Origin of the sequence: Thermanaeromonas toyohensis ToBE (assembly GCF_900176005.1) — a bacterium.
Classification (GTDB): Bacteria; Bacillota; DSM-521; order Neomoorellales; family Neomoorellaceae; genus Thermanaeromonas; species Thermanaeromonas toyohensis.
Genome location: NZ_LT838272.1, coordinates 561,616 through 574,802, shown reverse-complemented (window position 1 = coordinate 574,802; position 13,187 = coordinate 561,616). Strand labels below are relative to the sequence as shown.

Here is a 13,187-nt window from a genome sequence, read left to right as displayed (position 1 = left end):
TCCCCTTCCTCCTTACCCTAGAGTAACTACCAAGGAAAGGGAGGTTACCCCAGGGTTAAAATATACGCTGGCATAGCAAGCGGGCTGATCTTCTAAAGTAAGCCACTTCTCTTCCCACCATAAAAGAGGGGTTTGGCTGTCGATCTGAAAAATCTCTGCCGCTTGCGGGTAAATCCGGGACTTCATCTGGATTATCATCTTCACTAGCTCCCCTTCGCAATAAGCCTCGTAAAATTCCTTCAAGGTGGGCCTAACTTCTTCCGTAGGGGGTAGCTGCCGGAAATATCTCTGGGGTATTTCAATCTCTGCTAGGATGGCCGGTCGCCCGTCTTGGTAATATAGCCTATCAAACCTAACCACCTTTTCCCCCTCTGCTAACCCTAAATTTTCCCTAGCCCTGGGAGAACAAGCAGTGCACCTTAAATCCTTATGGATTACCCGTGCCCCCTGGTCCTTGGTCTTTAAAAGCTCTAGAAAATCCGTACTTATATCCAGGCGGGCTGGTAAATTAGCGATACTGGGGTGACAAAAGTTGCCCTTACCTTGCCTTTTAGTGATTATCCCTAGCTGCACTAAAGAATATAAGGCTTCCCGTACAGTAGCCCGGCTAACTCCCATCATGCGAGCTAATTCTTCTTCCGCTGGTAGCCGGTTACCAGCAAATCGCCCTTCTTTAATCATGTTAAGGAGTATCTCAGCTGCCTGGCTCCGCAACGTATTACGCTCCAATTTTAAATTAAGGGTCATATAAGGCCCCCCTGATCACCTTGTACGTACGTCTATCAAATATAATATTTCGCCCTCTAGGTTAATTTTCCTTCAAGATTAAGGAAAATTTTTATTTACACTTAAGGTCCCACAGGGAATTTATTGTTGGCCTGTCTTACAAAATGTGGTACTATGATTTTAAAGGTGGGACATCAGCATGGGCTTGACATATGTCACCGTAAAGCTTACGGCGCTTAGCGAAAATGGAGAACAAATTCAGAGCTATGAGGACAACTTCCTCGTGGACACCGGAGCTACTGACACCGTGACCCCCTCTGATAAACTCCAAGCAGCGGGGATAAAACCCGTCGGCAAGATGGTTTTTGAGTTGGCCAAGGGCCGCCTGCAGGAGTATCAGTATGGCCTGACCCGGATTGAGTTCATAGGGGAAATCACGGCCGGAAGGGTAGTCTTCGGCCCGCCTGGGTGCGAACCTCTGCTCGGTGTAACCGCCCTGGAGTCGGTGGGGATTCTGGTGGACCCGGTTAACAAAACCTTGAGGCGCCTGCCCGCTATTCCTCTAAAATTTCTTTCTCGCTAAATGCTAAGAGCCGGTTACTTTACCGGCTCCCTATTTAGCAATGCCACAAAGGGGGTGTTACGGCCGACAGAAAGACCAGCTCTTTATCTCCAGGATTCCACAGCTTGTGAGGCACCGCGGCACAATAATAAATACTATCCCCTTTTTCTAGGCGATAAACCTCTCCCCCAATATTAATGCCCATGCATCCTTGAAGCACCACAATACATTCTTCCCCGGGGTGAAACAAGGGCTCCTCACAACTTACGGCGCTGGGGTCCACCCTACCTATCATCACTTCCATTTTACGGTTGAGCTCAGGACACAAGAGCTCGTAAGTCACACCTGACTGGGGAAACCGCAAAACCTTACGCTGATCCCGTCGAACCACCGGTTTGAGGCCCTTATGGTCCAAAAGAAGATAGAATATTGGAACATCCAGTGCTTCAGCGATCTTTCGGAGAGAAGTAATAGAGGGATTTGCTAAGTCCCGCTCCACCTGGCTTAGAAAACCACAAGTAAGCCCTGCCTTCTTGGCCACCTTCTCTAGTCTCAAACCCTTTTCCTGCCGGATTTCGCGAATCCTAGCTCCCAACATCGCCTACCTGTTTCAGCCCTCCATTGGCTATCTTTGCCGTTCCGGGAGTCTTACCCTATAGTACGAGGAAGGGGGCTAGCCGCCCCCCTCCTACTAGATTTAAGGCTTGGGAACTACAGGATCCATAACTAATTGGCCTTTACCGTTTTTAACTACCGCTATAGCAACAGGAGCAGCGTTCTGGTTAATAAAGCTACCCCATTCTCCAAAGGAAATATCTCCAAAGATAATCCCTTTTAGTTTCACCTTAGCTAGTGCCTCGCGAATGCCTTCCCTAGTAATGTTTTGGGAGGGTAGCTGCTTTAAAGCTTCAGCTAAAGTCATTACTGCATCATACCCACGTGCACCTTCTGTTATTTCCACCCAATCATAACCTCGTTTTTTCCATTCTTCATTAAAGTACTTAGCTTTTTCAGGATTAGCAGACTTATTGGGATCATAAGCACCAGCATAAAACATACTAGCATATAGCCCTTCAGCAGCCTTAGGACCTACGAGTTTGATAACTTTATCGAGGAAACAACTGCCTCCTGTTACTAAAATCTTTTGCGTAAGACCTATATTCCTACCTTGCTCAGCAATTAAAGCAACTTGAGCAGCATCAGTGGTTAAAATTATGGAATCAGCTGGTGAATTTTTAACTCTGGTTAAAATGGGAGTAAAATTAGTTTCATCTTGTTCAAAAAATTCTTGGCCAACTACTTCTCCTCCGGTCTCTTTTAAGACTTTAGTATAATCTAAAATAGCCCCTCTACCCCAGTCGTTATTGACGGATAAAAACATGACCTTTTTGAACCCCAGATCTTTGACCAAATGTTCTTTCATAGCTGCTGCTTCCATACGGGTAGGAGCATTAAGTCTATAAACCCATTCGTTCCCCTGTTCGTTCCGGTCAGTAACTTTAAAAGAACTAGCTGTCTCTACGAGTTGAGGAACTTTATTATTTCTACATACGGGAACTACTGCTAATGTAGGAGAGCTTCCCCAAGCTCCTATAATAGCTAACACATTATCTCGAGTAATAAGTTTGTTGGCTGCATTAGTAGCTGTAGCTGGATCATTCGCACTGTCTTCTACTATTAACTCTATAGGTCGCCCATTAATTCCTCCGCTTGCGTTTATCTCATCTTTAGCAATAAAAGCTCCATTCTTAACTGCTATACCAGCAGCGGCCACAGGACCACTTAAGGGTTGAATCAAGCCAATTTTAATAGGCTCACCTTTAGGCCCTTGACCTTTGGTTTGTTCGGAAGTTGTACCTTTTGAGGAACCACATCCTGGGGTTACTAAAAAGAGACACAATAAACAGGAAAGGATTAAAAACGCCCGCCTTTTTTGTGAAAATAACATCTCTAGCCCTCCTTTCAAATTCCTAAATAAGCTTTTTTAATGCTTTCTTCATTTAACAACTCCTGGCTTAAACCACTTAAAACAATCCTCCCTCCTTCCAGAACATATGTTCGATTAGAAATTTCTAAAGCTAATTGGGCATTTTGTTCTACTAAAAGAATTGATACTCCCTGTTCTCTAATCTCTTTTACCGTGTTTATTAAATTCTCTACTATAACTGGTGCTAGCCCTAAAGAAAGTTCATCTATTAAAAGTAATTTGGGTTTTGCCATTAGGGCTCTCCCTAAAGCTAACATTTGCTGTTCCCCCCCGCTTAGGCTCCCAGCTAGTTGATTTTTTCTTTCCGCTAAGCGGGGAAATAAGTTAAACACTTTCTCTAAGTCGGCTCTCCATTCTTGAGCTTGGCGGGTATAAGCACCCATTTTTAAATTTTCTAATACTGTTAACCCTGGAAATACCCTCCGGCCTTCAGGACATATGGCTATACCAAGGCGAATAATTTCGTGAGGTAATAAATTATTAAGCTTTTTACCTTGAAATACTATCTCTCCCCTCCAAGGAGTTAACCATCCTATTAGTGTTTTAAGGAAGGTACTTTTCCCAGTACCATTAGAGCCGATAAGTGCTACAATTTCGCCTTGTTGCAAGTAAAAATTTATATCAGTTAATACTTGTACGTTATAATAACCTACACAAAGATCCTTTACTTCAAGTAAATAGGCCATTACCCTCACTCTTCCTTCCCAAGTAAGCCTCTATTACTTTAGGATTATCTTGTATTTCTTTTGCTGAACCCTCTGCCAATTTTTCTCCCGAACTTAAAACAATTATTCTATCGGAAATACTCATAACTACACGCATATGATGCTCTACCAAAATCACTGTGATCCCCATGTGTTTTATATTTTCAATGAGACGAGTAATGTTTTGACTTTCAGCTGGATTGCTTCCTGCACAAGGCTCATCTAATAGTAGCAATTTGGGTTTTGAAGCAAGTGCTATAGCTATACCTAAAAGGCGTTGTTCACCATAAGGCAAATTGCAGGCCAACAAATATTCTTTTCCTTTTAAACCAACAAAATCTAGTAATTCCATAGCATATTCTTTAGCATATTGTTCTTTTTTTAAGGCTGGGTATTTTAATAATGCTTCTCCCAAGGAAACTGAATTTTTTAGATGACATCCTAAAAGTACATTCTCTAAAACAGTTAAAGCAGGAAAAAAGCTGCGCTTTTGAAAGGTACGGGCTATCCCTAATTCAGTAACGCGATAAGGAGGAAATCCAGTTATATCTATATCCCTCCAAAATATTTTCCCTCGAGCAGGTTTTAGAAATCCTGTTATAGCATTAAATAGAGTGGTTTTCCCTGCTCCATTAGGACCAATAATAGAAAGTATTTCTTTTTCCCTTGTTTCAAAACTTAAACTGTTAATAGCTACTAATCCTCCAAATCTTATTTCTAAATTCTCTACTTTAAGCGTCTCCATGAATCTGGATCCCACCCTTTTCGCAACAGTAGGTCGTCTGGGCTGGTAGGAATTTCCGCCACAAGCTTACAAATAATGAATAGAGTCCACCGGGAAGAAACCTAACAACTAGTATTAAGACAACTCCATATATTATAAGGCGAAATTGATCGCTAGCTCTTAATAATTCAGGGATAATAGTAAACATGAATGCTCCTAATATAGGTCCCGCAATAGTTCCAATTCCACCTCCAATTACCATAATTATCAAATTGACTGCTACCCCAAAGTAGAACACATCGGGACTAAGGAATTTAATATAATGAGCGTAAAAACTACCTGCTATTCCGGCCATAAAACCTGATACTATAACCGAAAGAATAAGATATTTTCGGGGGTTTATTCCTACAGCCTTAGCTACATACTCTGCTTCTCTCAAACCTATTAATACCCTTCCTAATTGAGAGCTAACTATTCTATAGGCTATAAATACCGCACCCAAAGTAATAATAAGGATAAGGTAATATGCTTTAGCAGGGGTATCGAAAATTAGGGTTCCTAAGCTAGGTGGGGGAATATTTGTAATCCCCAAAGGCCCCCGAGTCAAGGAATACCAGTTTAAACTTATTAGGCGTAACATTTCTGCAAAGGCAATGGTGCTTATAACAAAGTAGGCACTACGAAAACGTAAAGTAATACTACCAATTATATAAGCCGCTAGAGCTGCTAAACACCCTGCTGCTAAAAAAGCTATGGGAAATGAAAGGTGTAGGTCTACAGTCAAAAGAGCAGAAGTATAAGCTCCGATACCAAAAAATGCCTGGTGACCCAAAGATAAAAGGCCAGAATATCCGGTGACCAAATTTAAGCTTGTAGCTAATACCGCATATACCAAAGCTAGGATAATGACATGTAAAGCATAGGTAGTCGGAAGTATCCAGGGTAATAGAAGAAGTATCAGGGTAGCTATTAAGGCTAAAAATAGCTTTTTCCATGTTCTCATGAAACTTTATTCCACTCCTCTTGCCTTACCCAGAATCCCTGCAGGTTTAAGCAGCAAGATCATTACTAGTAAGATAAAAGCTATAGCATCCTTATAACCTGAGGCAATATAAGTAGCGGCTAACGTCTCACTTATTCCTAAAATAAATGCTCCTACTATAGCCCCCACAAAATTTCCTAAGCCTCCCAGAATAACTACAGCAAAGGCTTTTGTAGTAGCCATAGAACCCATTGTGGGAGTAACAAGATAGATTGTGGAAAGCAACGCCCCTCCAGCTGCTGCCATCCCAGCACCTAAAGCAAATGTATACCCATAAACCCGATTAACATCTACTCCGTAAGCACTTGCTACTTCACGATCCTGAAAAGTAGCTCTCATGGCCATTCCTATATTTGTATATTGCATAAATAGATGAAACCCAATAATTAGGATTATTGCTATCACTACTACTATAAGATGAAGAGCAGAAAGATGTATGGAACCTATTATTAACGGTGGAAGTTGAAGAGGAACCGGTACCCTTTTAGGTACTGGATCCCATATAAGAAGTGCTAAATTCTGAAAAGCAACCATAAGACCCACTGTAGTTAACATACGTACTAAAATATCTTGATCTCTTAAGGGGCGAAATAAAGCTAAATCGAGTATATAGGCCAATACCATTACACTAATTATCGAAAGTAATAAAGCAACCCAATAAGGAAATCCTAAAAGCACAGTAAAAGTAAAGGTAAAGTAAGCGCCTAACATATATAATTCTCCATGGGCAAAGTTTACTAGTTCCATAAATCCAAAAATCAAGGTTAATCCTACCGCTAACAAGGCATAGGTGCCACTAATAATAATTCCGTTAGCTATAGATTGAGCCAAACCTTCCATAATTTCTTAAAATCCCTCTCTTTTATTAAGCTGTAGTAGCCAGTGACTGCAAACTGCGAGTAATTAATACCCGCAATAGTTCTCTTCGATATTCCTTGCTACCTCGTAGCACCGAATCCCTAGGCTGGGCTAACCTTGCTGCTAGCTGAGCGGCTTCCTTTATCACAGAAGCTGTAAGAACCTTCCCCCAGAGAAATTCCTCTACTTCTTTTAGCCGCTGAGGTTGGGGTCCAACTGGTCCAGCAGCTACTCCAGCATAAGAAACACGATTTCCTTCTTCCAGTACTACTGTTACTGCCACATTTATTACAGGTAAAGCTAAACTCTTCCGGCGTGCCAGTCGTTTAAACACCGATTTGCTTCTCTCTCGTAACGGAATATATATACCTGTCACTATACTGGAAGTACTATCTACTTTGGATTTCCCTGGCCCCTCATATAGCTCCTCTACCTTTACTAGCTGTTTACTACCATCCGTGAAGGCTATCTCTGCTTCCGCTTCCAAGGCTACCAGGGCCACTGCAGTATCAGCCGCAGGTTGGGCATTAACAATATTTCCTACTATGGTACCTACATTACGAATTTGCACACTCCCCACCTGTGAAGCGGCCTCAGCTAGAGCAGTGGCTTTGTTTCTTACTAAGGGACTAGTTGCTGCTTGAGTATGAGTAACACCAGCGCCCAGATAAAGTTTATCTCCTTTTTCTTCGATAACATTTATCCCGTCGATATTCCGAATATCAACCAAGTACTTGGCTTTTTTGCTACCCTTTTTAATATCCAGTATCAGATCAGTTCCGCCAGCTATAACCCTTGCTTCTCCTTTACACGAGGCAAGTATCTCTAAAGCTTCCTCTAAGGTAGAAGGACGATAATACTCTTCCCACATATCTCCACCTCCAAATTAATAGCCTTTCTCCTTTAATTGCCGCCGAATCTTTTCTGGTGTCGCAGGCAATTCAGTAATTCTTACCCCTACCGCGTTATAAATAGCATTAATAATAGCTGGCGCTGTAGGGATATTAGGTGGCTCGCCAACTCCCTTAGCTCCAAAGGGACCTGTAGGTTCCTCTTCTTCTACAATTAGGCTGACAACAGGCGGCACATCCTGGGCTGCAGGTATCAAGTACTCCGCTAGTGTTGGAGTTAAAGGTCGACCCTGGTCTAAAATTAGTTCCTCTATAAGGGCATAACCCAGCCCCATGGCTACCCCACCTTCGATCTGACCTTCAATGGCTAAGGGATTGATAGCTCTTCCTACATCGTGGGCAGCCACTACCCGCAAAACAGTTACCTCTCCTGTTTCTGTATCTACTTCCACTTCAGCTGCCTGGGTAGCAAAGGTATAAGCAGCATAGGCATCTCCTTGATTGGTTTCTGGATCTACGTCAGGGGTGGTGATGTTATGCCATCCCCAACCGATAAATTTGCGGCCTGTACGTCGGCAATGAGCAGCTACCTCAGCCATAGTCAGCCGGGTTTTTTCTCCGTTATAGTACACTTCCCTGTTCCTAAAGGTAATGCCTTCCGGTTTAACCCCTAGTAGTTCCGCGGCGCTCTCAATAAGGCTCTCCTTTACTTCAGCCGCTGCTTTCTTGGCAGCATGCCCAGTAACGTAAGTTTGCCTGCTAGCTGTGCTGGGACCCGCATCAGGAGTAGTGGCCGTATCAGCGGTAAAAATTTGCACATCTTCAGGCAAAATACCCAGTTCTTCTGCCACAATCAAGGCGATCATCTCAGTCGAGCCTTGACCCATATCTGCACAACCGCTCAGTACCGTGACCGTTCCATCCTCCCCTATCTCTACTGAAGCAGCCGCATTATCTGGTCGACCAAAACCAAAACCTATAGCATACATCATGCAACCATATCCTATACCCCTCTTTTTCATTTCTGTTTCACCCCCACCTCGGGAGCACCCTCTTCTAATGGATGCGCTTCTAAATATTCCTTGACGGCCCGTAGAGTAGCCTTAATACCTACACCATGCTTTAAGACATGACCTGTACCGGTACTTAACCCCGGCTCTAGAGCGTTTTTGTACCTAATCTCCCAGGGATCCATCCCCAGCTTTTCCGCCAGAAGGTCCATGAGAGACTCATGCACAAAGGCTGCCTGTACTACACCAAAACCGCGCATGGCTCCGGATGGGGGATTGTTAGTATAAACCGTATAGGTGTCTACTTTAATGTTGGGAATATAATAGGGCCCGCTGAGATGGAGACCAGCCTTTTTTACTACATAAACGCCAAGGGAAACATAAGCACCCGTATCGGCGTAAATCTCCCCTTCCAGCGCCAGCAACTTCCCCTCCCGGCTAGCTCCTAAACGTGCCTTAATAGTCATGGGATGGCGCTTGGTGGCAGCCCCCCGCATGGACTCTTCCCGGGTAAAACGAACTTTAACCGGGCGACCTGTTTTTAAGGCAGCTAAGCCAGCCAAAATTTCTGTAGTAATATCATCTTTACCTCCAAAGCCCCCGCCGGTGGTCATTTGTACCACCCTTACTTTATTCACTGGCAGGCCTAGAACGGGAGCGATCTGCCGCCGGTCGCGGAAGACATACTGGGTAGAAGTCCATACAGTGAGATTTCCCTGGTGATCTATAGCGGCAACGCTACATTCTGGCTCTAGATAGATATGTTTAACGGCTTGGGTTCGAAAAGTCCTTTCTACTATAACGTCACTTTGACTAAAGCCTTTTTCTACATCCCCTTTTCTAACCTTGGTGTGCTGAACCAGATTTCCCTTCTCATGTACCAAAGGGGCACCAGGTCGCAAGGCTTCCTCTGCCGAAAATACACCCGGTAGTTCCTCGTAGTCTACTTTAATAAGCTCCAGCGCTTCTTCTGCTGCCTTCTCGCTTTCTGCTACTACCAGCGCTACTGCATCTCCTACACATCGAACCTTATCATCGGCCAGTACCGGCTGGTCCAAATACACGAGGCCATAACGGTTAATGCCGGGGATATCCCGTGCCGTTAATATAGCTACAACCCCGGGGATTTTTTGGGCACGTGAATAATCTATCCCTTTGAGGAGGGCATGGGCATAAGCGCTCCGCAAAGCTTTCCCGTAAAGCATCCCAGGTAAGGAAATATCATCGGCATAAACAGCTTTCCCCGTGGCTTTTTCCACTGCGTCGCGGCGGCGCACTTTCTGGCCGATAATGCTATAACTAGAAGAGGGTGATACTTCTATCGGAGGGATCTGGCCAGAAGCCACTTTAACGGCGCGAATTATTTTCTGGTAACCTGTGCAGCGGCATAAGTTACCGGATAATGCTTCCCTAATTTCTTCTTCCGTGGGTTTAGGATTGGATAAAAGCAAGGCCTTAGCTGACATAATAGCACCTGGCGTGCAGAAACCACACTGGATAGCACCTTCATCGATAAAAGCCTGTTGGAGAGGATCCAACTCCCCATCGCGGGCTAATCCTTCAATGGTAACCACTTCACAGCCATCTACGGCCACTACGGGAATTAAACAGGAATTCACCGCCTGGTTATTAACCAGCACCGTACAGGCACCACATTCACCCTGACCGCAACCTTCCTTGGTACCGGTTAATCTCAAGTTTTCCCGTAAGAAACGGAGCAAGGTTAGCCCTGGGTCCACTGTAGCAGTTACCCGCTGCCCATTAACAATTAAGCTGATCTGGCGACCGGACACCTAACCTCACCTCACTTCCTCTCCCAGAAGTTCTGCCGGCTTTTCTACGGTGAGATGGCGTATTTCTTTCTCACTCAATCCTTTTTCATACAAGCACTGGGCAAAAATTCGCAAAGCCTCATGGGGGAAAGGATTATGCCTCTGGCCGGCATCGCTCATCAAGACAGCGTTCTCTATACCAATAGTTTTTAGGGCGATAAAAACTTCCTCGATAGTGGCGTAATGCCACATAGGGGAAATAGTACAGTAGCCAAACTCAGCGATGGCTCCTAGCTCCACCAATTCCTTAAGCTCTTGTAGTGATAACTTGGGCACTTTGAAAAAGGGGTGGGTTATTAGGATTTTTTTAACCCCTCTTCCCCGTGCGGCTTTAACTAATTCGTAAATTTCCTCGGGAGAAAGATGGCTAGTACCTAAAATGGCATCATATTGGGCCACCAAGTCTAATACTTCTAATGTGTTCGGAGTAATATTCTTTTCGTTATCCCATATGGTAATTCCTTCCTGTTCGCCTGGCCGGCCAGTATTTCCCCCTTCCTGTACATCATATCTACCCCGCGAGCCGTGAACCCTGGCGTGGTAGGCCGCATCAATAGTAGGCATCCAGACGATTTTACCGCCCATCTTTAGGGCCGCTTCCACGGCAGCCGGGTTGATGCCGCCTACATAAGTATTTAGAACTATCCCTCCATAAACCTTAAACCCTTCTACCTGGCGGCCTACCTCCCTGGCCCGGGAGACGGTGCTTTCATGATGACATTTGAGCACCATACCCCCCATTCCCGCCTGGGCAGCAGCTACCACAGCCGTGTAATCATCGCAGAGCCGCGGGAATAGGCAAGGGTAGGTATGGACATGGAGATCGATAGCACCCTGAAGATTTACCAGCATAGGATAACCACCTATTCCTTAAGTTCAATAGCTCCAACAGGGCACCACTGGACGCATAAGCCACACCCATCACATGATGCTTTGTCTGCCCATGTCCGGCCTTCTTCTTGGCGGATGGCACCATAAAAGCATACCCTGGAGCAAATATCACAGTTATTGCAACGCTCTTGATCGATGGTAGCAAAACGAGGAGGTTCCTGGGCCAGCTCTTCAACAGTCTTTATATACGGCAGCGCGATACCGCGGAAATCTTCAATGGTACGGTAGCCCTTGCGGTCCATAAACTCGGATAAGCCGTCCAAGATCTTCTGGACTTTGCCTAAGCCTTCCCACATGATAGTTGTTGCGATCTGGACAGTGGTGGCCCCCAGCATGATATATTCCACCACTTCGCGCCAGCTACTTACACCACCCACAGCAGAAAGGGGTACTTTCACAGCCCTGGCTACTTCCGAGAAATGGCGCATAATAATGGGCTTTATAGCCGGGCCGGTATAACCACCATAACCCCTTAGATAAGGTCTACCAGTTTCAATATCTACGCCGGCAAAAGAGCGGATTGAATTACTAATGGTAATGGCATCAACCCCAGCCTCCACTGCCGCCTGGGCAATTTCCACCATATCCGCTACGTTAGGGGTCAATTTAACTGAGAGAGGTAATTTAATAGCTCCTTTAGCCGCTTTAACCTGCCGGTAGGTTAGCTCAGGATTTTTTCCAATGTGCATACCTACTGTAGAAGCGGGCATCGGACAAGAAACATTTAACTCAAAAAGATCTACTAAACCAGTAGCCTCTACTTGACTGGCTAATTCCGCAGTCTGTTCCGGTTCTGGCATGGCCAAGATGCTAGCAAATATCTTCGCCCCACCTTCGCGAGCCAAAGCCAGATCTCGGGCGATCCATTCTTCTCGGGTTTTGGTAGTAAATAATTCCAGGTTAATCATTCCGACAGGCCGGTTCCCTACACGGTAAAGAAACAAGCGACCATTCCGGGGATGAACAGCCCAGTCCTGAATAGGGCCAATGGTTTTGGGTATTACAGCCCCAAACCCTGCCTCTCCTGCTTTTTTTAACCTTAATCCATCCCAGCCAGGTGTAGCTGAAGCCAGCACTAAAGGGTTGCGAAAATTTACTCCTGCAAAATTTACTTGTAGTTCCGCCACTTATATACACCTCTTTGATAGTGTTTGTTGATAGTGATAAATTATAATCTATATTTGCATTTATTTATGAGTTTCAATGTCACTTAAAACTCTCAAAGCTTCTTCCAGCGCAGCCTGATTACTAGTAACTACAGGTAAACCAGTTAAGTATTCCAACCGATCTTTAATCTCCATAGCCCGAAAGTTAGTACAGGAAATAAAGATACCTTCCGCGCTATGTTTATCTATAGTCTTTAAGGCAAAAGCCAAAATTTCTTCTGGGGGTACATCTGCAATAGCAAAATTATAATCGATCCCCAAGCCAGCAATAACAACTACTTCCAATCCATCATCCCTTAAGCTCTGCTCAATCCGATAATTTAAAGCATCTACATATGGGGTAACCACCGCTACCCTTTTAATACCGCGATTCTTTAAAGTAACCCTTACGCTGGCAACAGTACTAACCGCTGGGCAACCGGCTACTTCACTTATCTGCCGGCATAATTCCTTATCATATGCATTACCCCTCAGTGCTCCTGCAGAAGTACAACCAAAAACAATAGCATGAGGTTGTACAGTAACTAAATCTTGTAAGGCGCGAGGAAAATGTATATCAAGCATTTCCTCTTCACCTTCGACCGTAGTATCTTTTAGATACATACGTGCCACATGAAGGGTAATGTGATGTGGTAAATTGCGGTAAAAGTCGACCTCCATAACTGAATTTGAAGAAGGAACTATTAAACCTAAGCGTTGGTGCAACTTACTGCCCTCCTCTATCAAAACCCTCCCTTTAAAAGGACGTTAAAATAGTTCTGCGCCACATTAATCTTTACCTTTGGGCCAATAGTACAAATAAAAAGACCTCAGGTTATACCTGAGGTACTATTA

At 44.5% G+C, this 13,187-nt stretch carries 14 protein-coding genes; 1 reads left to right on the top strand and 13 read right to left on the bottom strand.

What is annotated here, in order from left to right:
• Window positions 1-12: 12 nt before the first annotated feature.
• Entirely contained in the window at window positions 13-747 is a 735-nt protein-coding gene (locus tag B9A14_RS02800) for a GntR family transcriptional regulator (protein WP_084663812.1), read from the bottom strand.
• Window positions 748-925: 178 nt separating this feature from the next.
• On the opposite strand from B9A14_RS02800, the gene B9A14_RS02795 reads away from it, so the two are divergent.
• A complete protein-coding gene (locus B9A14_RS02795) occupies window positions 926-1,309 on the top strand; it encodes a retroviral-like aspartic protease family protein (RefSeq protein WP_084663810.1) in 384 nt (127 codons plus the stop codon).
• Window positions 1,310-1,343: 34 nt separating this feature from the next.
• On the opposite strand, the gene B9A14_RS02790 is transcribed toward B9A14_RS02795, so the two are convergent.
• The 12 genes from B9A14_RS02790 to B9A14_RS02735 form a co-directional block, all read right to left on the bottom strand.
• Window positions 1,344-1,886: a helix-turn-helix domain-containing protein gene (locus tag B9A14_RS02790; RefSeq protein WP_084663808.1), complete on the bottom strand. Its 543-nt coding sequence runs from the start codon at window positions 1,884-1,886 to the stop codon at window positions 1,344-1,346.
• A gap of 99 nt (window positions 1,887-1,985) precedes the next feature.
• On the bottom strand, window positions 1,986-3,254 hold the full coding sequence (locus B9A14_RS02785) for an ABC transporter substrate-binding protein (protein WP_157109754.1): 1,269 nt from the start codon (window positions 3,252-3,254) through the stop codon (window positions 1,986-1,988).
• On the bottom strand, window positions 3,251-3,961 hold the full coding sequence (locus B9A14_RS02780; RefSeq protein WP_084663804.1) for an ABC transporter ATP-binding protein: 711 nt from the start codon (window positions 3,959-3,961) through the stop codon (window positions 3,251-3,253). Before B9A14_RS02780 ends, B9A14_RS02785 begins: the two co-directional genes overlap by 4 nt.
• Entirely contained in the window at window positions 3,945-4,724 is a 780-nt protein-coding gene (locus B9A14_RS02775; RefSeq protein ID WP_084663802.1) for an ABC transporter ATP-binding protein, read from the bottom strand. The genes B9A14_RS02780 and B9A14_RS02775 overlap by 17 nt, the downstream gene beginning before the upstream one ends.
• Window positions 4,711-5,706 carry a branched-chain amino acid ABC transporter permease gene (locus tag B9A14_RS02770; RefSeq protein WP_084663800.1) on the bottom strand — a complete coding sequence of 332 codons (996 nt, stop codon included), beginning with the start codon at window positions 5,704-5,706 and terminating at the stop codon, window positions 4,711-4,713. Before B9A14_RS02770 ends, B9A14_RS02775 begins: the two co-directional genes overlap by 14 nt.
• Before the next feature lie 6 nt (window positions 5,707-5,712).
• Window positions 5,713-6,585 (bottom strand): branched-chain amino acid ABC transporter permease, encoded by an 873-nt coding sequence (locus B9A14_RS02765; RefSeq protein WP_084663798.1) that lies wholly within the window; start codon window positions 6,583-6,585, stop codon window positions 5,713-5,715.
• Window positions 6,586-6,610: 25 nt separating this feature from the next.
• On the bottom strand, window positions 6,611-7,474 hold the full coding sequence (locus B9A14_RS02760) for an FAD binding domain-containing protein (protein ID WP_084663796.1): 864 nt from the start codon (window positions 7,472-7,474) through the stop codon (window positions 6,611-6,613).
• A gap of 15 nt (window positions 7,475-7,489) precedes the next feature.
• Window positions 7,490-8,476, bottom strand: coding sequence for a xanthine dehydrogenase family protein molybdopterin-binding subunit (locus B9A14_RS17880; RefSeq protein WP_084663794.1), 987 nt, complete (start codon window positions 8,474-8,476; stop codon window positions 7,490-7,492).
• A complete protein-coding gene (locus B9A14_RS17875) occupies window positions 8,473-10,257 on the bottom strand; it encodes a molybdopterin cofactor-binding domain-containing protein (protein ID WP_084663792.1) in 1,785 nt (594 codons plus the stop codon). Before B9A14_RS17875 ends, B9A14_RS17880 begins: the two co-directional genes overlap by 4 nt.
• Before the next feature lie 6 nt (window positions 10,258-10,263).
• Entirely contained in the window at window positions 10,264-11,148 is an 885-nt protein-coding gene (locus B9A14_RS02745) for a DUF6282 family protein (protein ID WP_084663790.1), read from the bottom strand.
• A gap of 11 nt (window positions 11,149-11,159) precedes the next feature.
• Window positions 11,160-12,314 carry a 4Fe-4S binding protein gene (locus tag B9A14_RS02740; protein ID WP_084663788.1) on the bottom strand — a complete coding sequence of 385 codons (1,155 nt, stop codon included), beginning with the start codon at window positions 12,312-12,314 and terminating at the stop codon, window positions 11,160-11,162.
• Between the two features lie 60 nt (window positions 12,315-12,374).
• A complete protein-coding gene (locus B9A14_RS02735; RefSeq protein WP_197686552.1) occupies window positions 12,375-13,058 on the bottom strand; it encodes a maleate cis-trans isomerase family protein in 684 nt (227 codons plus the stop codon).
• Between the last annotated feature and the right edge of the window lie 129 nt (window positions 13,059-13,187).